14 protein-coding genes and 1 tRNA gene are annotated in these 19,458 nt (G+C 55.6%); 13 read left to right on the plus strand and 2 right to left on the minus strand.

Annotation, left to right across the window (positions count from 1 at the left end; translation table 11 throughout):
* Positions 1–3 precede the first annotated feature (3 nt).
* Positions 4–876, minus strand: a complete 873-nt coding sequence (locus tag Q0Y21_RS13825) for a MaoC/PaaZ C-terminal domain-containing protein (protein ID WP_297796614.1) — start codon at positions 874–876, stop codon at positions 4–6.
* A 231-nt stretch (positions 877–1,107) separates the two neighbouring features.
* Here Q0Y21_RS13825 and Q0Y21_RS13830 point away from each other — a divergent pair, with 231 nt between their 5' ends.
* Together Q0Y21_RS13830 and Q0Y21_RS13835 are read left to right on the plus strand one after the other, a co-directional pair.
* Positions 1,108–2,139 (plus strand): AraC family transcriptional regulator, encoded by a 1,032-nt coding sequence (locus Q0Y21_RS13830; RefSeq protein WP_297796617.1) that lies wholly within the window; start codon positions 1,108–1,110, stop codon positions 2,137–2,139.
* A gap of 170 nt (positions 2,140–2,309) precedes the next feature.
* Positions 2,310–2,386: transfer RNA gene (locus Q0Y21_RS13835), tRNA-Asp, on the plus strand.
* A 60-nt stretch (positions 2,387–2,446) separates the two neighbouring features.
* Here the strand turns inward: Q0Y21_RS13835 and Q0Y21_RS13840 are convergent.
* Positions 2,447–3,508, minus strand: coding sequence for an AraC family transcriptional regulator (locus tag Q0Y21_RS13840; protein ID WP_297796620.1), 1,062 nt, complete (start codon positions 3,506–3,508; stop codon positions 2,447–2,449).
* 146 nt (positions 3,509–3,654) lie between these two features.
* Between Q0Y21_RS13840 and Q0Y21_RS13845 the strand changes: the two genes are divergently transcribed.
* The 11 genes from Q0Y21_RS13845 to Q0Y21_RS13895 all read left to right on the plus strand — a co-directional run bounded on the left by Q0Y21_RS13845 (position 3,655) and on the right by Q0Y21_RS13895 (position 19,349).
* Positions 3,655–5,724, plus strand: a complete 2,070-nt coding sequence (locus tag Q0Y21_RS13845) for an NADPH-dependent 2,4-dienoyl-CoA reductase (protein ID WP_297796622.1) — start codon at positions 3,655–3,657, stop codon at positions 5,722–5,724.
* 216 nt (positions 5,725–5,940) lie between these two features.
* Positions 5,941–7,191: a DNA repair protein gene (locus Q0Y21_RS13850; RefSeq protein ID WP_297796626.1), complete on the plus strand. Its 1,251-nt coding sequence runs from the start codon at positions 5,941–5,943 to the stop codon at positions 7,189–7,191.
* A 127-nt stretch (positions 7,192–7,318) separates the two neighbouring features.
* A complete protein-coding gene (locus Q0Y21_RS13855) occupies positions 7,319–8,203 on the plus strand; it encodes an NAD(+) kinase (protein WP_127331485.1) in 885 nt (294 codons plus the stop codon).
* Positions 8,204–8,205: 2 nt separating this feature from the next.
* A complete protein-coding gene (locus tag Q0Y21_RS13860) occupies positions 8,206–9,219 on the plus strand; it encodes a metallophosphoesterase (RefSeq protein WP_297796630.1) in 1,014 nt (337 codons plus the stop codon).
* Between the two features lie 3 nt (positions 9,220–9,222).
* The gene (locus tag Q0Y21_RS13865) at positions 9,223–10,083 is read left to right on the plus strand and encodes a rhomboid family intramembrane serine protease (protein ID WP_297796632.1); all 861 of its coding nucleotides are present in this window, start codon (positions 9,223–9,225) and stop codon (positions 10,081–10,083) included.
* 167 nt (positions 10,084–10,250) lie between these two features.
* Entirely contained in the window at positions 10,251–10,541 is a 291-nt protein-coding gene (locus Q0Y21_RS13870; RefSeq protein ID WP_297796635.1) for a DUF1315 family protein, read from the plus strand.
* Positions 10,538–11,380, plus strand: coding sequence for a DUF2797 domain-containing protein (locus tag Q0Y21_RS13875; RefSeq protein ID WP_297796638.1), 843 nt, complete (start codon positions 10,538–10,540; stop codon positions 11,378–11,380). The genes Q0Y21_RS13870 and Q0Y21_RS13875 overlap by 4 nt, the downstream gene beginning before the upstream one ends.
* A gap of 72 nt (positions 11,381–11,452) precedes the next feature.
* Positions 11,453–14,095: an aminopeptidase N gene (pepN, locus tag Q0Y21_RS13880; protein ID WP_297796641.1), complete on the plus strand. Its 2,643-nt coding sequence runs from the start codon at positions 11,453–11,455 to the stop codon at positions 14,093–14,095.
* Positions 14,096–14,236: 141 nt separating this feature from the next.
* On the plus strand, positions 14,237–15,625 hold the full coding sequence (locus tag Q0Y21_RS13885) for a DUF1329 domain-containing protein (protein WP_297796644.1): 1,389 nt from the start codon (positions 14,237–14,239) through the stop codon (positions 15,623–15,625).
* Positions 15,626–15,826: 201 nt separating this feature from the next.
* Positions 15,827–16,921 (plus strand): YCF48-related protein, encoded by a 1,095-nt coding sequence (locus tag Q0Y21_RS13890; RefSeq protein WP_297796646.1) that lies wholly within the window; start codon positions 15,827–15,829, stop codon positions 16,919–16,921.
* Between the two features lie 43 nt (positions 16,922–16,964).
* Positions 16,965–19,349 carry an MMPL family transporter gene (locus tag Q0Y21_RS13895; RefSeq protein WP_297796648.1) on the plus strand — a complete coding sequence of 795 codons (2,385 nt, stop codon included), beginning with the start codon at positions 16,965–16,967 and terminating at the stop codon, positions 19,347–19,349.
* The last annotated feature ends 109 nt before the right edge of the window (positions 19,350–19,458 follow it).

Genomic DNA, 19,458 nt, shown 5'->3' on the forward strand with positions numbered 1-19,458 from the left:
CGCCTAGCCCCAGGTGATATTCCCGGTGAGGTGAGGGGCGTCGCCCTTTGCGTTCAGCAACTGGTAGTCCCAGTTTCCTTCTCCGGTTTGCCAGTTGAGCTGGGCGGTGCCCGGCAAAAAGAGCGGTTTCTTGAATTGGCAGGAAACCGATACTGCCTCATGTTTCCAGCCGGCTTGCTGCTCAAGCAATGCCAGCACCTGCGCTTTACTCCACATACCGTGGGCGATGGCCCGTGGAAATCCGAACGCCTTGGCGGTTAGCGCATGCAGGTGGATCGGGTTACGATCCCCGGATACCTTGGCGTACTGACGGCCGATGGACTCAGGCGCATTGATGCTCAGGGTGTTGGGGTAGCGCTCCAGCTCTGGCGGTTTTCCGGGCTTGCCCTTGTCACCTTGTTGGGGTTGGCGGAAAAGGTTGGTACTGACTTCTTCCCACACCAGTTTTCCTGCCGAGCGGGCCTCAGTGACCAGATCAAATTCCAGCCCTTTGGTCCCCTGCGTTTGTCCATCAAGTCGAACATCGATATCCAGTGTTTCACCAATGCCGATGGGTCTGTGTTGGGTGATGGTGTTGCGCAGGTGCACCAGCCCCAGCAGTGGCAGTGGAAAGGCTTTTTCTGTCAGGAGCTTGAGGTGGAGCGGGAACGCCAGTATATGGGGCCAGGTGATCGGGGCGTGGGTTTGCCGCGAAAAACCGCATACCTTTTGGTAGCGTTTCAGGTTATCGTTGGCCGTACTGACGCCAACCAGACTGACGCTGAGGCCAGGAATTTTCGGGTCACCATTGGATGTCTGGCCCTTGGGCAGTATGGCCTTGCCATACAGTGACCAGAGTGAAGGGGGATGGCTGTGGTAAATAGACACATCGGACATATTGAGAAATCTCCAACATTTTGAAAAAGTTAGAAGCTTATTGGTGACCAAAAGGGTGAGATGTGTAAACAATCTGGTACAACTGTGCGTGTCTGGCCTGATATGCTCTAATATAAGACCAAGGTAGCAAAGTCTGGCAAACCCGGCTGGATTCGACATTGACTTGGTTCCCATGGGAGGTTGTCCGATGGGCCAAGGCGGTTTCCAAACACAACTATAAAGCGGGATGTTATGCAGGAACTTCGTGACGCAGGAGTGATGTTACGCCTGATCTATGAGGCGATGAAACGGAAGGGTATCGATACAGATGCAATATTCAGCCGGTTGGGTGTGGATGAAAAATACGTTTACACCGAGCAGTTAAGAACTCCCCACAGCGCACAGGTGTATTTTTGGCAGGCAGTGGAGGACGTCTCCGGTGATCCTGACATCGGTTTGCACCTTGGGCAGCTGTTGCCCGCCTACAAGGGGCAGGTGCTTGAGTATCTCTTTTTGAGCAGTCCAACATTTGGTGAAGGCCTGCGCCGCGCGCAAAACTATCAGCGCCTGTTGAGTGACGCCGCCAACACCGACTTTTTCATCGAAGGCGATAACGCCTGCATGGTGCTGGACGCCGCCTCTGAAGAGATCAGCCGTCTCCGGCATTTCAACGAGTGTTTTGTTCAGGGGCTGATTATCTTTTTCCAGTCGATCACTGATGGAGAGTTCAAGCCGTCACGTATTGAATTCGAGCATCAGCGTGATCACGGTCTGGAGCATGCCGAGGAAATTCTCGGTTGTGAGGTGGTTTTCGGCGCAGAAGAAAATCGGCTTTATTTCCCGGTCGAGATGCTTTCCCATGCCTCTCCCCATGCTGAGCCGGAACTGCTGGATCTCCATGAGCGTTTTGCCAGCGAACAGGTAGCTCGCCTGGAGAAGAAAGACATTGTCGGTCAGGTTGAGCGTATTGTGGCGGAGCTTCTGGATAGCGGTGAGGTGACACTGGATGCCGTTGCTGAACGGCTGGGCATAAAGCCCAGAACGCTCAGAACCAGGCTTACCGAGGCCGAGACCAGCTTTAACCAGGTGCTGGCGGATTTCCGTTACCGGCTGGCGCGTCAGTTGCTCGCAACCACGGACGAATCGATAGATGAGATTGTCTACCTGACCGGCTTTTCCGAGCCCAGTACCTTTTACCGTGCGTTCAAGCGCTGGTCGGGTATGACGCCGATCGAGTACCGCAAAACCGCGCAGGGCAAGGATGCGATGATTGATGCCATGTAAGGCATTTATCATTTGGAAAGTTTTTTAGAAAAAATCGTTGACATAAACGGGGGGCTCTTTATAATGCGCCCTCGTTGTCACCAAGCAGTCAGGCCCCTGATTGTGGTGAGCGGAACAACCTGATCTCAAAAGAGAAAATGGTGTTCAGTTCTGAAGGTGGTAGCCAACGCGGAGCGGTAGTTCAGCTGGTTAGAATACCGGCCTGTCACGCCGGGGGTCGCGGGTTCGAGTCCCGTCCGCTCCGCCATTTTCCTTCCCTGATTTAATCCTACTTTTTGTTGTTGTCTGCAATCCCTGAGACGTCTGCTCAGCGTATCCCTTTTGCTTTCTGTTCCTCGTAGAACCGCTTGCGGTGTTCGCCCGGGCTGATGCCAAACCAGCGTTTGTAGGCTTTGTGAAACGCAGCAGGGTTGGCAAAGCCCAGTAGCCAGGCAATCTCCGCCAGGGATGTCCTGGTTTCCCGGATATAGTCGGTCGCCAGATCCTTCCGTGTTTGATCCAGCAGTTCCCTAAACCCCGTCCGTTCTTCCGCCAGTTGCCGTTGCAGCGTCCAGGGGGTTGTTCCCAGGCGGGTTGCGATGGTTTCCAGTGACGGAGTTTCCCCCTGCAGTAATGGGGTTAGCAGGTCCCTGACTTTGTCTCCCGTGGTCCAGCCGTGGCGTATTTTCCGTAACGCGTCTTCGCATTGTCGTACCAGGGCAGCATGAACCGCGCTCTGTGCCGCTTTTGATGGGAGCAGAGGTATATCCGGGGCGAGGGTGATACCGTTGCTCCCGGCGCCGAAGTGGACCGGACAGCCAAACCACGCTTCAAACTGTTCATCCAGGCCAATCGATGGGTATTCGATAGATACCCGCTCAAGAACCTCCTGCTGGCCGCTGACCGTCCGTACGAACTGGGTCCAGGCAGCAAGCACTGAATCCACGACAAAGAAGTTGAATACATTGTAGGGGCGTATGGAGTAAAAGTGTGCCTGTTGCCCATGGTGACTGGTATGGGAGGCGCCCCGACTATTGTGGCTGGTCAGCAGGCTGTAGCGGATCAGGGTGGTCAACGCCTCCCCGGTGGTGGCGGCACATTGGCCAGCCAGTCCGGCGATACCGGCATCAACCGGCCGGCTCAGGCTGCCCATGGTCAAACCAATGGCCGGTTGGCCGGTCAGTTCAATAGCTGCTTGCCCCAGGCGCATGAAGCGGGGAATGCTGATGCGGGCATCCGGGGACGCCAGGGTCTCGTCGTTGAGCCGGAATCGCGCCATCAGCGGGGCCGGATTTTTTCCCTCGGCGGCAATGGATCGCATCAGGACCGAAACGTAGAGGACGCTGATATCGCCCAGTGAGTTACGGCGTCGGGCGGATGTCGTTTCCATGATGGCCTTACCACAAATGTTTTCAAAAGATATCAAAATGTAGTTCAGGGATATTGTTCATTGCAAGGTGCATCGGTAGTTTAGCCTCATGAACAGGGCTGGCGGTGGTTTTCGATCAGCCCGGAAAATACCTGAGGAGAGAGAATATGACCGCAGCAGCGACCCCTGGCGTGCAGAAATACCCGAATCTTCTGGAGCCTCTGGATCTGGGCTTTACCCGTTTGCGCAACCGTACGCTGATGGGTTCCATGCACACGGGCCTGGAAGAGGCGAAGCACGGTTTTGATCGCCTGGCCGCCTTTTACGCAGAGCGTGCCCGGGGTGGAGCTGGCCTGATCGTTACCGGTGGTATCGCGCCGAACGAGGAGGGCGGTGTGTTCCAGCATGCGGCCAAAATGAGTACCGACGATGAATCCGACCGGCACAAGGTGATTACCCAGGCAGTCCACGAAGCGGACGGCAAAATCTGTATGCAGATTCTGCACGCGGGGCGTTATGCCTATGCACCGACGCTGGTGGCACCCTCTGCGATTCAGGCGCCGATCAACCCTTTCAAGCCGAAGGAGCTTGATGAGGCCGGTATCGAGAAGCAGATCCAGGATTACGTGGATTGTGCCGCACTGGCGCAGCGTGCCGGCTACGATGGCGTGGAAATCATGGGCTCAGAGGGTTATTTCATTAACCAGTTCATTGTCTCCCACACCAACCATCGCACGGATCGCTGGGGCGGCAGTTACGAAAACCGCATCCGGTTGCCCATTGAAATTGTGCGCCGCGTTCGTGAGCGGGTAGGTGATGAGTTTATTCTGATCTATCGCCTGTCGATGCTTGACCTGATTGAGGACGGCAGCACCTGGGATGAGGTGGTTCATCTGGCGAAGGAAATCGAGAAAGCCGGTGCGACCATTATCAATACTGGGATCGGCTGGCATGAGGCCCGTGTACCGACCATTGCCACGTCGGTTCCCCGCGGCGCATTCACCAAGGTCACGGCGCGTCTGAAAGACGAGGTGTCGGTTCCGCTGGTGACCACCAACCGCATCAACATGCCGGATGTGGCGGAGAAGATCCTGGCGGAAGGGGATGCGGATATGGTGTCCATGGCGCGTCCATTCCTTGCCGATGCGGATCTGGTACAAAAAGCCGCGGAGGATCGCGCGGATGAGATCAATACCTGTATTGGTTGCAACCAGGCCTGTCTGGATCACACCTTCAGCGGCAAACTGACATCCTGCCTGGTGAATCCCAGGGCCTGTCATGAAACCGAGCTCAGCTACGTGAAGACGGCGTCTCCGAAATCCATCGCCGTGGTCGGTGCCGGCCCGGCAGGCCTGGCGTTTGCGACAGTGGCTGCGGAGCGCGGGCACAAAGTCACCCTGTTCGATGCGGGGAGTGAAGTTGGCGGCCAGTTCAATGTCGCCAAGCGTATCCCCGGCAAGGAGGAGTTCTACGAAACCCTGCGTTATTTCCGTGTCATGCTGGACAAGCATGGTGTGGAGGTTCGCCTGAATACCCGAGTTGATGTGGACGCGCTCAAGGCCGGTGGTTTTGATGACGTGGTCCTGGCAACCGGTGTAGAGCCGCGCACGCCTGAGATCGAAGGCGTAGATCATCCCAAGGTGATTGGCTACCTGGATGCGCTGCTTGAACGCAAGCCGGTAGGCCAGAAAGTGGCGGTGATCGGTGCCGGTGGTATCGGCTTTGACGTGTCCGAATTCATTGTTCACAAGGGGACGTCCGCCGCACTGGACTCTGAGCACTTCATGCGGGAGTGGGGTGTGGATCTCAGTGTTGAGCACCGGGGGGGCATCCAGGGTATGCAGCCTGAAGTCCCCGAACCGGCGCGGGAAGTCTATCTGCTTCAGCGCAAGGTCTCCAAAGTGGGTAAGAACCTGGGCAAAACCACAGGCTGGATCCACCGTACCTCTCTGAAAAACCGCCAGGTCCAGATGGTGCCGGGAGTGACCTATCGCAAGATTGATGATGAGGGCTTGCACATTACCGTCACTCCCAAGGGGGCCGAGCAGGGCGAAGACAAGCTGTTGCCAGTGGATACCATCATCCTCTGTGCCGGTCAGGAACCCTTGCGTGAGCTGCAGCAGGGACTCGAAGCTGCCGGGCTTCCGGTGCACCTGATTGGTGGTGCTGACGTCGCAGCGGAGCTGGACGCCAAGCGTGCAATCGACCAGGGCAGTCGCTTGGCGGCGGAGATCTAGGGTTTGATCACAGGCTCCTGATCACAAAACGTTTCAGTTTTTCGCTGTTCCCCGTCGCCAGTCTGGCTAGACTATCCTTCAGAAGTCTGTCAGATTTTCAGATCTTGCCCCGAGCCAGAGTGCTTCGGGGTGAGAGTGCCGGCTTCAATGACATGTGGAATACCTGCGGGGTGTTCGTGGGTTGATGTCGGGTTTCAGAATAGCGGGGAGTCAACAATGGTATCTGCCGACCAGGCGAGCGATGGTTATTCGGCGGTGTTTTTTATGGATGGCAGCAATGTGTCGCGACAAATGCGTGCGACGGAGTTTGGTGCTTTCCTTGATGGCTATGTCGGTCTTTCCGACCTGGCGGAAACGGATGTAAAGGCGGTGCTGGTGGATCTCGGTGGGGATCTGCAGGTGCGGTCGCTGGTTTTCTTCCGCATCTACTTTGATGAGGAAGGGCGTGCTGACAGCCACTGGAATGTGCCCATTGAGAAATTAGCCCTGGAAGGTGCAAAAGGGCCGGATCTGGGCGCCGGCCCGATCCGCCTGGTGTGCCGTAGCCAGTGTCCGGATCCGTCGTTTGCCGAGGAACTCTGGGACCCGGATATGACGCCTGGAAGCAATCATTTCCAGTCGATTCGAAAGGCTGTGGAAGCCAACACCCTCAAGTTCCGCAAAATCGAACCGTCCCGGGAAGAGGATATTCCGGTGCTGGCGGCGGAGTCGAAGCCTTCGGAGGCGCCGTCGGACACTGGTGATCGTGCCAGACTCGCCCAGTTGATCCGGGAGCAGCGGCTTCGCATCAAGACCCTGCAGAGCGTCCATCGGGATTCGTTGTCAGACATCCAGCGCGAACATCGCCTGGAAATGCAGGCTTTGCGCAGTGAAATGTCAGCGCTTGAGCAGAAGTATGAGCGCCAGCGACTGAGCAATGAGCAGCTCAAGACGCGACTGGCGGAGCGCAACGAGCAATATCTCACCATGCAGGAGCAGATAGCCCAGGGGGAGGAGCAGGACGTCCGAAAGGGTGCCAATTCCGATGCAGAACTGGTGTTGCTCCGGGAACAACTGGATCGTAAGCAGCGAGAGCTGGAGTTGCGGGACCAGAAACTGGTTGCGCTTGAGCAGGAAAATCACGAACTGCGACACCGGGAACCACCGGAAAATTCGGTGATGGAGCATCTGCAGCGCCAATCGGTCTTCCTGGTGGCTTACCATGCCGGTGTCGGCCACATTACCCTTCCCTATGACGACATTGAGTCCTATTTCAATAACCCGGTGGCCTATGCGGCGGAACGTTGCGGTCTGAACGAGCCGGCCTATCGGGAGTGGCTTGAGCATTATGAGAACCCGGTGTGCCTGCATAAAGATGACGATGGTAACGCCTGTGGCGAACCTGTTATGCGGGTTAGCCAGCCGGCAGATTTCCGGGCAGGGGCGGATGATCGTTGCGAGAAGCACCGTGAGTCGGTTTCAGCTTGAGCGGATCTCCACTTTGAACCGACTCTTTTTTCAGTATCGGTGTAACTTTCGTTAAACTGTCCCCAGAACGACACCGGGCCTTGTTCTGATACTGGCCCGGCTCCATTCCGACACCGCAGGAAGTTACATGGATCAATTCAGGAATATCGGCGTTATTGGCCGCATGGGCAGCGTCAAGGTGGTGGAATCCCTGCGCCAGCTGAAACAGTACCTGGTGAATAATCACTACCATGTCATTATCGAGGAAGATACGGCCAGCATGCTCCCCGGCCATGGCCTGCAAGTGGCCAGTAAGAAGTTATTGGGAGAGATCTGTGACCTGGTGATCGTGGTTGGTGGTGATGGCAGCCTGCTTGGCGCCGCACGGGAACTGGCCAAATCGAAGATTCCGCTGCTTGGCGTCAACCGTGGTCGCCTGGGGTTTCTGACTGATATCTCTCCCTCAGACCTTGAGGAGCGCCTGGGCAAGGTGCTTCAGGGCGAGTACATTGAGGAAACCCGCTTCCTGCTGGATGGTAATGTGGAGCGCAACGGCCAGCCGCTGGGATTCGGAACCGCGTTGAATGACGTGGTGCTGCATCCGGGCAAGTCCACCCGAATGATTGGTTTCGACCTGTTTATTGACGGACATTTCGTATATAGCCAGCGCTCGGATGGCCTTATCGTGGCTACTCCCACGGGGTCGACCGCGTATTCGTTATCCGCAGGTGGACCAATCATGCATCCCAAGCTGGATGCCATTGTACTAGTACCCATGTTTCCGCATACCCTGAGTAGCCGGCCGATCGTGGTGGATGGCAAGAGTGAGATCAAACTGGTTATCGGTGAAACTAACGAAACCTATCCCCAGATCAGTTTCGATGGGCAGATGAACATTGCCTGCGCTCCCGGTGACATCATCCGCATCACCAAAAAGCCGTTCAAGATCCGTCTTATTCATCCTACGGATCACAACTTTTACGCCACATGCCGCGGTAAGCTGGGCTGGGCCAGTGAGATTGCAGCGAGTTGAGCATGTCAGGACAGATAAAAACCGCGAACCGTGGTTACGATATCATCGGCGATATACATGGGTGTGCCCACACGTTGATCCATCTGCTGGAGCAGATGGGTTACCGCAAAGTGAATGGTATCTATGAGCATCCGCGCCGACAGGCCATTTTCATCGGTGACATAATTGATCGGGGCCCGCGAATTCGTGAGGCATTGCACCTGGTTCGGGACATGGTGGACCATGGTTCAGCCCGTATCGTGATGGGAAACCACGAGTACAATGCCCTGGGCTATTGCACCCGGGCCCGGCCCGGCAGCGGTAAGCAATGGTTGCGAGAGCACAACGCCCGCCATGATCGCCTGATCCGGGAAACTCTGGAACAGTTTGAGCCGTATCCCCATGAGTGGAACGAATTCCTCGAATGGTTTTACACCATTCCATTGTTTATTGAGGAAGAAGGATTCCGTGTGGTGCACGCGTGCTGGGATGGTGAGCTGATCGAAAAATTCAAGCACGCCCAGGGAGGAGCCTGCATTGATGAGGACTTTCTCCATGCCTCATCGGCGATTGAGTCCTTTGCCGGGCAGGTGATGGACACCTTGCTGCGGGGAACCGACCTGCGATTGCCGGAGGGCGTCAAGATCACCGGCAAGGATGGTTACGTGCGTGAATTCTTCCGCACCAAGTTCTGGGCTGATAATCCACAGACCTATGCTGATGTCGTCTTTCAGCCGGATCCGCTGCCTCGGGACGTCGCGCGGATGGAGCTGACTGATGATGAGCGCCGCCAGTTGATTTCCTACCCGCTGAGTGAGCCTCCGGTATTTGTGGGCCATTACTGGATGGACGGCAGTCCCGCTCCGCTGAAGTCCAATGTTGCCTGTATTGATTACAGTGCCGTGAAATACGGTAAATTGGTGGCCTACCGGATGGATGGCGAACGTACCTTGTCAAAAGACAAATTCGTCTGGGTGGATGTGGACCGGCCGGAGCAGCCGGATTACCCAACCAGCGAAGACAGTGTGGCGAGGTAGTTCGTGTATCGGGTTAAACAGATTGATACCAGTGTCAACCTGGCGGGGTTCAGTCGCTGGTTGAGTGAGCAAGGGGTCGGACACCGGATTACTGAAGAGGGTGAATTCCAGGTGCTGTGGCTGGAGAACCCCGATCATACCGAACCGGTGTTGCGGGCTCTGGAGCGTTTCCTGTCTGAGCCCGAGTTGCGGAATGCCGTGAATTCCATCAGCCAGTCTCCGGTGCACAGTGGTGGGCGCTGGCAGCCATCCCCTGGACATGCGCCGCTGGTGTTGGGCGTCATTGTCCTCGCGTTACTGATGGCCTGGTTCACCGGGATGGGGCGTAACCAGTTTGCCACCTTGTTGATGATGGTTGATCCGCAGCAGTTTGACTGGAATACCCTGTCATCAAGGGTGTACGCCTTAAGGGAAACCCTGACTAGTGGTCAGGTCTGGCGCCTCATCTCACCCGATTTTCTGCATTTCAGCTGGACCCACATTATTTTCAACTCGGTTATGCTCTGGTTTCTGGGCAGCCAGATCGAGTGGTTTGATGGCAAGGCGAGGCTGGTGACTCTGTTTGTGTTTACCAGCCTGGTGTCCAACGGCCTGCAGTATTTCGTGTCTGGCCCCCTGTTTGGCGGCTTGTCCGGTGTGGTGTACGGCATTCTCGGGTACTGCTGGTTAAGCCAGCGGCGTGTGCCCAGATTCCAGTTTCCTCCGGCATTGGTCACGTTCGCAGTGGTGTGGATGGTCATCGGGTTCACGCCGTTACCGGAAGTGCTGGGGTTAGGCCGGATGGCCAACGAGGCGCACCTTGGTGGTTTTATTGCCGGTATTGCCTTGGCGGTGGTTTTGCCCGTACGGGCGGTGCGAGCATAAAAAAGCCCCGCCAAAAGGCGGGGCATTAAAAGAGCTTTTTGCTCCTGATGAGAGAGACCAAATGAATACGACCTTCGTCATTTGGTGATGTAATAATAATCATTATCATTTGCGTCTGTCAACCCGGTGCAACTATTTTTATTGGACGTGTTTTGCAGGAGAAGACCATGACATACGAAGAGCTGATTGAGCGGCTGGATCCAACGGTTTACCAGAACCTGCGTCGCTCCATTGAGCTGGGTAAGTGGCCGGATGGCCGCAAGCTAACGCCGGAACAGCGCGAGATCTGTCTGGGCGCGGTAATATACTACGAGAACCTGCACGGTATTCCCGAGACCGAACGAGTCGGTTACCTGGATCGCGGGAGCAAGGCAGGCACCGCCTGTGATCCGTCGGTGAAACAGGCGTCCGATTCTGGTGATGTGGATCCTTCACAGTTTGTCGAGGTCAAGTCTTGAAGGCATTGGTGGATGTCAGTGGCCGGCTCCGGAAGATGCCGGCAGAAGCCGGACAGCCGGTTGACTATGTGATTCAGGTTGGAGATACGCGGATTCCCCTGAACGACACGATCGGGTATCCGGTACAGATAGACTATGATGGGATTATCCGTTGTATTCACTGTGACCGCGTCACAAAAAAGAGTTTCGGTCAGGGCTATTGCTACCCCTGTTTCCGTAAGCTCGCGGCTTGCGACAGCTGCATCATGAGCCCTGAGAAATGTCATTACTACGAGGGAACGTGTCGCGAGCCGGAGTGGGGTGAGACTCATTGTATGGTGGAACACGTGGTGTATCTGGCAAACTCATCGGGCCTGAAGGTCGGAATTACCAGGGCATCCCAGGTGCCAACGCGGTGGATCGACCAGGGCGCGGTTGAGGCAATCCCGATGGTGCGTGTGGCTACCCGTCAGCTGGCCGGATTTGTTGAAGTGGCCTGTAAGCAGCATGTATCTGACCGGACTAACTGGCGTGCCATGCTCAAAGGCGATGTACCCGAGATGGACCTGTCTGCCGAACGTGACAGGCTACTGGCATTGATCGCCGATGACCTTGAGCAGCTGAAAGCGGACCACGGGGAAGATGCGTTACAGGTGGTGGATGAGCAGGGACTGGGGCTGAGTTACCCGGTCGAGGTCTGGCCGCAGAAGATCAAAACCCATAATCTGGATAAGCAACCTTCGGCGGAAGGGACACTCCAGGGCATCAAGGGGCAGTACCTGATGCTCGATACCGGGGTGATCAATATTCGTAAATACACCGGTTATGATGTCCGCTTCCGGGTATTTCCCAAAACCTGAATCCGCTCGAGAGACACATTGCATCGGTACCGTTAACCCGTGCCGACAGAAACGAATTTCTGGAGACAACCCATGCGTACCAGTCAGCCAAAGACCATTTACCTGAAAGACTACCGTGTACCGGATTTTCTGGTGGATCACGTGGATCTCAGGTTTGAGCTTTATGAAGACGGTGCCCGTGTTCATAGCACACTATCCTTGCGCCGGAATCCGGAGGCGTTCGACAATCGGGGTGCTCTTGAGCTGGATGGTGACAGCCTGAAACTCGAATCGGTGGCTCTCGATGGCGCTATCCTGGAAATCGGGCAATACGAGGATCTCGGTGACAAGCTGGTGGTTGCCGAGGTGCCCGATGCATTCGAGCTTAAGGCGGTCACCTGGATAGAGCCGCAGAACAACACCCGCCTGGAGGGTCTGTACAAGTCATCGGGGATGTTTTGTACCCAGTGTGAGGCAGAGGGCTTCCGCTGTATTACTTTCTTCCCGGACCGGCCAGACGTGATGTCGCGTTTCCGTACGCGGATAGAGGCAGACAAGTCTTCCTATCCGATCCTGCTGTCCAACGGTAACGATGTTGAACGGGGTGATCTGGCGGATGGCCGACACTTTGTCACCTGGGAGGATCCGTTCCCGAAGCCCTGTTACCTGTTCGCACTGGTGGCTGGAGATCTCGTTGAGAAGCGTGACACCTTCACCACCCTGTCTGGTCGCAATATTGACCTGCGGATGTACGTGGAGCCGCGCAACTCAGAGAAATGCGAGCACGCGATGGATTCACTCAAGCGCTCGATGCGCTGGGATGAAGAAGTCTACGGCCGGGAATACGACCTGGATATCTTCATGATCGTTGCCGTCGATGATTTCAATATGGGGGCGATGGAGAACAAGGGCCTGAACATCTTTAACTCCTCCTGTGTTCTCGCCAGCCAGGAAACTGCCACCGACCTGGCGTTCCAGCGTATCGAGGCGATTGTGGCCCATGAGTATTTCCACAATTGGTCCGGGAATCGCGTCACCTGCCGTGACTGGTTTCAACTCAGTCTCAAGGAAGGCTTTACGGTCTTCCGGGATTCGCAGTTTTCCTCCGACATGGGCTCACCCACAGTCAAGCGCATCGAGGACGTCACCCTGCTGAGAACGGCACAGTTCGCCGAGGACGGCGGTCCCATGGCCCACCCGGTGCGCCCGGCGTCGTACATGGAAATTTCCAACTTCTACACCCTGACCATTTATGAAAAAGGGGCGGAAGTAGTCCGGATGATTCACACCCTGCTGAGCCCCGATTTGTTCCGCAAAGGCAGTGATCTCTATTTCGAGCGTCATGATGGGCAGGCAGTCACCACGGATGATTTTGTCAAAGCCATGGAAGACGCCAGCGGTCGTGACCTCTCTCAATTCCGTCTCTGGTATGAGCAGGCTGGCACCCCGGTACTCAACATCAGCGACAGTTACGATGAACAGACCGGTATTTATCATCTGACGGTTGAGCAGAGCATTCCCGATACACCCGGCCAGCAAGACAAGCAGCCCCAGCACATCCCCTTTGCGCTGGGGCTGCTTGACAGCAGCGGAAACGATATTCCACTGAAGATGGCCGACGGTGACGATGATGCGCCTACCGAGCGGGTGCTGGAACTGACCGAGGCGAGCCACACGTTCGAGTTCAATGACGTCCGTGAGCAGCCGGTTCCCTCATTGCTGAGGCAGTTCTCTGCTCCCGTACGTGTGGCTTACCCCTGGACAAGGGAGCAGCTAGAGTTCCTGATGAGCCACGATTCCGACGGGTTCAACCGCTGGGATGCAGGGCAGAGGCTGGCGGTAGACGTGATTTCATCACTGGTGGATGCTCCGGACGATGCGGAGATTGAGCCCAGGCTGGTGGCTGCCTATCGTCATCTGATGTCGGATACCTCTCTGGACCAGGCTCTGGTGGCCAAGATGTTGCAGTTGCCGTCGGAAGCCTATCTGATTGAATTGGCAGATAGTCCCGATGTGCAGGCTATTCACCAGGCACGGGAGAGGGTGCTCACGCATCTTGCGGTTTCCCTCAGGGAAGATCTGTTGGCGTGCTACCTCCGTATCGTCACAACGGGTGCGTATGAACTGACACCGGAAGCCATTGCCGGTCGTAGCCTGCGAAATACAGCACTGGCCTGGTTGCTCCACATCGATGATAAAGAGGGCAGGGATCTGGCGGTAAGCCAGTTCCGGGAAGCGTATAACATGACCGATCGCCTTGGTGCCCTGAGAGCGCTTGTGAACTCCGGTTTTGTGGCGGACCGTGAACAGGCCCTTGAGACCTTCTATCAACAGTTCTCCGGCGATCCTCAGGTGGTAGAGCAATGGTTCTCGGTGCAGTCTTCAAGCCCATCGACCGGAAGCCTTGATCAGGTCCGTCAGTTGATGTCTCACGAGGCATTCGACTGGAAAAATCCCAACAAAGTGCGTTCGGTCATCGGCGTGTTTGCCGGTCAGAATCTGGCGGCATTCCACGCAGCGGACGGTTCCGGGTATCGTTTCCTGGCGGACCAGGTATCACGGCTGGATGACAGCAATCCGCAGATTGCGGCACGCCTGGTGACGCCGTTGACCCGGTGGAAGAAGTTTGCGCCCGTCCATGGTGACCAAATGAAGGTCGCTCTTGAGCAAATTCGCGACAAGGAAGGGCTGTCACGGGATGTGTATGAGGTTGTTCATAAGAGTCTTGCGGGTTGAGAATACCGCGTGAATACTAAAATCGCACTTTCGGTCGATAGACAATGTTAGCCAATGGTCTAATCTGTTGACTAGTCGATAGACCGCGAAACGACAATAAAAAGCCCGTCCAAGGGCTTCCAGACGGAAGTAAGGTTTCAAATGATCTATAACAAAAACTTTTTCCTCGGCAGCATGTTTGCGCTTTCCGTGGCTTCTGTGCCAGCTGTGGCCGCAGTCTCACCCAGTGAGGCTGCACGGCTGGGGCAGGACCTGACACCCTTTGGCTCCCTCAAAGCGGGGAATGACGCTGGGACAATTCCGGCCTGGGACGGCGGTCTGACCACACCACCGGAGGGGTATGAGGGCAGTGGCCAGCATCACATCAATCCGTTTCCGGATGACGAAGTGCTGTTCACAATCAACCCGTCCAACATGGATCAATACAGCGAGCACCTTACTGACGGTTTAAAGGCGATGCTGGAGGCCTATCCCTCCACCTTCCGGATTCCGGTTTACAAGACTCGCCGTAGTCATGCCGTTCCTGACTGGGTTGCAGAGAACACCAAAGAAAATGCGGTGAACGCGGAGATCGTCGGCGAGGGCGAGGGGCTTGACGGCGCATTTGGCGGCTATCCGTTCCCCATTTTGCACGGCAATAATGAGGAAAAGGCGTGGCAGGCGATCTGGAACCACCTGACCCGGTGGCGGGGCGTCAGTGTCACTCGTCGATCCAGTGAGGTGGCGGTTCACACCGATGGCGACTATTCCCTCGTTACCTCCCAGCAGGAGGCCTTCTTTAATTTTTACAACCCGGAAGGCAGTGAAGAAGAGCTGGATAACGTGATTTTCTACTACCTCTCGTTTACCCAGTCTCCGCCCCGTCTGGCCGGTGGTGCCATCCTTATCCACGAAACCCTGAACCAGATTATCAATCCTCGCAATGGCTGGGGATATAATGCCGGCCAGCGTCGTGTACGCCGGGCCCCGAACCTGGGTTACGATTCTCCAATTGCGGCAGCCGACAACCTTCGTACTGCCGATGATACCGATATCTTCAACGGGGCCCTGGATCGGTATAACTGGAATTACGAAGGCATGCGGGAAATATACATTCCCTACAATAATTACCGCATTGGTGAAAAGGGCACGCCTTACTCTGAAATTCTGGGTGTTTCTCACATTAATCCGGACCTGACCCGCTGGGAGCTTCACCGTGTCCATGTTGTGGAGGCAAACCTGAAGGACGGTGAGCGCCACATCTACGCAAAACGTCGTTTCTATATTGATGAAGACAGCTGGAACATCGTTCTGGTGGATCAGTACGACGGGCGGGGAGCGCTCTGGCGTGTCACAATGGGCCTTCCTAAGAACTATTATGAGCTTCCGGGCGTGTGGACAGTGTTGGATGTATACCACGACCTTCAGGCACGTCGTTATCACGTGCTGGGGCTGGATACGGAAGAATCGAATACACGGACCTTTTCGGACGAGGTTCCCAACTTGCGTTACTTCTCCCCGTCGTCGTTACGTCGGCGGAGTGTGCGCTGAGGGCGTACGCCCGGGAACTCGAGTCCTCGCCGCGGTAGTTGGCGAACCCACATACCGGTAACCGCAAGGTTGCCGGTATGTTTATGGCAAGGGCCGGAATACGGCATCACAGAGACACAGTTCAAACAACACAAATAGGCAATCTGAATGGCTACAAGGTTGATGTGCAAGACTCTGGGTGCGGCTTGTCTTGGAGTATCCATGGCACTGTCCGCTCCCTCGGTGTTTGCGCTTGCAGATATCATCGAAACTCCCTCACGGCCAACCGATCTGGCTCCGCAGTCACTGCTTAATGATGTGACCAAAGCGGGGGACCGGATCGTAGCAACGGGTGAGCGGGGCCATATTATTTACTCGGATGACGAAGGGCAGGGCTGGGAGCAGGCGCAAGTCCCCGTGTCCGTCACCATGACCGGTATTGATTTCGGCACAGAGCAACATGGCTGGGCCGTTGGTCACAGTGGGGTGGTGCTGCACTCCGGTGACGCCGGTGAAACCTGGGAACTCCAATTAACTGGTATCGAAGCGGCAAAGCTGGCGATTGAAACCAAAGAGGAGCAGATTGCCGAGCTTGAACAGCAGATCGAAGAAGCGCCGGAAGAAGAGAAAGCCGATCTCGAGTGGGCGCTTGATGATGTGCTCTTTACATTGGGCAACCTTGAGGCGGACCTCGACGTTGGACCGGTGAATCCATTGCTGGACGTCTGGTTTGAAAACGAGAATCACGGCTTTGTTGTGGGTGCCTATGGCATGATTTTGCGCACCACCGATGGTGGCGATACCTGGGCCGACTGGTCCATGCACATTGATAACCCGCAAAGTTTCCACCTCAACGGCATTACCCAGGTAACTGGCGGCGCCCTGGTGGTGGTCGGTGAGGCTGGACATATTCACGTTTCCGTTGATGGTGGAGATACCTGGGAGCGTAGAGAAAGCCCTTATTCAGGGTCACTTTTTGGCGCTGTCGGTACCGGTGAGCCCAATGAAATGCTGGCATTCGGCCTCCGTGGCAACAAGATGCGTTCAACGGACCTGGGCCAGTCCTGGGAAATGATCCCCAATGAGGCGGGGGCAACGCTGAATAGCGGTATGGTCGCGGACGACGGGCGTATCACCCTCGTTGGCAACGGCGGCGCTGTTCTGCTGAGCACTGACGGTGGTGAAACCTTCCGCCCATATTTCCGCGACGACCGGGAGAGTCTTATGGGAGTTGTTCCTATTTCGGGAACCAACCTTCTCCTTGTTGGCGAGGGTGGCGTTAAGTTCACCGACGCTCGTGGCAAGAACCTTCAATAACGCCCTGATGTGGCATCAACAAAACGAAATAGAGGGGCTTTGAATGTCGAACCCGAAGCACGATAAGGGCGAACATTACCTGACGACGCCGAAGGCAGAACCGTTTCTGGAACGGCTGATCTTCAACAATCGGGCCATCATCCTGATTGCATTCTTTTTCCTGACGCTGTTTCTTGGCTATAACGCCATCAAGATCCAGCCGGATGCCAGTTTCGAGCGAATGATTCCGCTTGAGCATCCCTATATTGTGAATATGTTGGCGCACAGGGACGACCTGGAGAACCTGGGGAATTTCGTGCGTATCGCCGTTGAGGTGAAAGAGGGCGATATTTTCAACAAGGAGTACATGGAAACCCTGAAACAGATCACCGACGAGGTGTTCTACCTGAACGGTGTCGATCGTTCGGGTCTTAAGTCACTGTGGACCTCCAACGTGCGTTGGGTTGAAGTGACCGAGCAGGGCTTCCAGGGCGGAACCGTAATCCCTGATAACTACGATGGTTCCAGGGCCAGTCTGGAAGCCTTGCGCCAGAACGTCCTGCGTTCCAACGAGGTTGGCCGCCTGATTTCGGATAACTTCAAGTCCACGATTGTGTACGCACCATTGTATGAGAACAATCCGGAAACTGGTGAGCCGCTGGACTACGGTAATTTCTCCCGTCAGCTGGAAGAGAAGATTCGTGACAAGTACGGCGCGAATAATCCCAACATTGAGATCCATATTGTTGGCTTTGCCAAGAAAGTCGGCGACCTGATCGAAGGCATTGGTTCCATTGCCTACTTTGCCGGCATCACGATTCTGCTGACGACGCTGCTGTTGTACGGATATTCTCGTTGTATCACGGGTACGCTGGTGCCGGTGTTTTCATCCATTGTTGCGGTGTTCTGGCAGTTGGGCATCCTGAGGCTTCTCGGGTATGGCCTGGACCCCTATTCGGTATTGGTACCGTTCCTGGTGTTTGCCATTGGTATCAGTCATGGGGTTCAGGTGGTGAATGCCATGGCGATTGAGGCCTCCAAGGGGTTCGATCCGGTTACCTCTGCACGTCTTGCTTTCCGGGCCCTCTACATTCCAGGCATGCTGGCGTTGATTTCCGATGCCTTCGGTTTCCTGACCCTGCTATTTATCCAGATTGATGTCATCAAGGATCTGGCGGTCGCAGCTGGTCTGGGCGTTGCCATCGTGATCATCACGAACCTGGTCCTGTTTCCTCTGATCATGTCCTATATCGGCATCACCAAGGGCGGTATTCGTCATGTGCAGAATCATGGCGACAAACAGGATCGCAAATGGCGGCTTATGTCCTATTTCTCCCATCCTGGCGTTGCGCCGGTATCACTGCTGATTGCGGTCATTGGTCTGGGTGCTGGCCTTTACTTCAAGCAGGACCTGAAAGTAGGGGACCTGGACCAGGGAGCTCCTGAGCTCCGTGCCGACTCCCGCTATAACAAGGACAATGCCTACATTATTGACAACTACTCCACCAGTGCAGACGTCCTGGTGGTTATGGTGAAGACGCCCGAGGAGCAATGTACCCAGTACAGTGTGCTGCGTGCCATGGATAGCCTGCAGTGGGAGCTCGAGAACACACCAGGCGTGCAGTCGACAGCTTCCCTTGCGAACGTGTCCAAGATTGTCACCAAGGCGCTCAATGAAGGTAACTGGAACTGGTACGCGATTTCTCGTAACCAGACCATTATCAACGCGTCCATTCGCGAGGCTCCGGCGGGCCTGATCAATACCAACTGCGACCTGACGCCGGTACTGGTGTTCCTTGAGGATCACAAGGCCGAAACGCTGGAGACGGTCGTGGACCGTGTCGAGGAGTTCGCGGAGAACAACAGCAACGAAGAGCATACCTTCCTGCTGGCGGCCGGTAATGCCGGTGTTGAGGCCGCGACCAATGAAGTCATTTCCAGTGCCAAGAACATGATGCTGGCCTTCGTCTACGGTGTGGTCAGTTTCCTGTGTCTCCTGACCTTCCGTTCGATCCGCGCAGTAATCTGCATCGTGACTCCGCTGGGTCTTACCTCGATCCTGTGTGAGGCGATCATGGCGACGTCCGGTATTGGTATCAAGGTGGCGACCTTGCCTGTTATTGCGCTGGGTGTCGGTATCGGTGTGGATTACGGTATCTATATCTACACGAAACTGGAGAAGTTCATACTGGAAGGCAAAGCGCTTCAGGAGGCGTATTACGAGACCCTTCGCTCTACAGGTAAGGCGGTAATCTTTACTGGCATAACCCTGGGCATTGGGGTGGTCACCTGGATTTTCTCTCCAATCAAGTTCCAGGCGGACATGGGCTTCCTGCTGTTCTTCATGTTCCTGTGGAACATGGTGGGGGCCATCTGGCTGCTGCCGGCACTGGCTCGATTCCTGCTACGGCCGGATCGCATGCTTGCCAAGGCACAGTCAAAGGAATAACCATCCTTTAGTCCGACAAAAAAGCCCGCATTGCGGGCTTTTTTGTTTCTCGGTCAACTGGTTAGCCAGCTAATGCAACCTTTATTTATGGTTCGAAGTGGTCTATGTT

It is taken from the genome of uncultured Marinobacter sp., from assembly GCF_947259545.1.
Classification (GTDB): domain Bacteria; phylum Pseudomonadota; class Gammaproteobacteria; order Pseudomonadales; family Oleiphilaceae; genus Marinobacter.

What these genes read in the sequence shown, in the direction of transcription:
- Q0Y21_RS13845 (WP_297796622.1), top strand. Translation starts at nt 3,655, where the DNA reads ATGACCGCAGCAGCGACCCCTGGCGTGCAGAAATACCCGAATCTTCTG.
- Q0Y21_RS13825 (WP_297796614.1), bottom strand. Translation starts at nt 876, where the DNA reads ATGTCCGATGTGTCTATTTACCACAGCCATCCCCCTTCACTCTGGTCA.
- Q0Y21_RS13890 (WP_297796646.1), top strand. Translation starts at nt 15,827, where the DNA reads ATGGCACTGTCCGCTCCCTCGGTGTTTGCGCTTGCAGATATCATCGAA.
- Q0Y21_RS13860 (WP_297796630.1), top strand. Translation starts at nt 8,206, where the DNA reads ATGTCAGGACAGATAAAAACCGCGAACCGTGGTTACGATATCATCGGC.
- Q0Y21_RS13855 (WP_127331485.1), top strand. Translation starts at nt 7,319, where the DNA reads ATGGATCAATTCAGGAATATCGGCGTTATTGGCCGCATGGGCAGCGTC.
- Q0Y21_RS13840 (WP_297796620.1), bottom strand. Translation starts at nt 3,508, where the DNA reads ATGGAAACGACATCCGCCCGACGCCGTAACTCACTGGGCGATATCAGC.
- Q0Y21_RS13895 (WP_297796648.1), top strand. Translation starts at nt 16,965, where the DNA reads ATGTCGAACCCGAAGCACGATAAGGGCGAACATTACCTGACGACGCCG.
- pepN (WP_297796641.1), top strand. Translation starts at nt 11,453, where the DNA reads ATGCGTACCAGTCAGCCAAAGACCATTTACCTGAAAGACTACCGTGTA.
- Q0Y21_RS13830 (WP_297796617.1), top strand. Translation starts at nt 1,108, where the DNA reads ATGCAGGAACTTCGTGACGCAGGAGTGATGTTACGCCTGATCTATGAG.
- Q0Y21_RS13850 (WP_297796626.1), top strand. Translation starts at nt 5,941, where the DNA reads ATGGTATCTGCCGACCAGGCGAGCGATGGTTATTCGGCGGTGTTTTTT.
- Q0Y21_RS13885 (WP_297796644.1), top strand. Translation starts at nt 14,237, where the DNA reads ATGATCTATAACAAAAACTTTTTCCTCGGCAGCATGTTTGCGCTTTCC.
- Q0Y21_RS13870 (WP_297796635.1), top strand. Translation starts at nt 10,251, where the DNA reads ATGACATACGAAGAGCTGATTGAGCGGCTGGATCCAACGGTTTACCAG.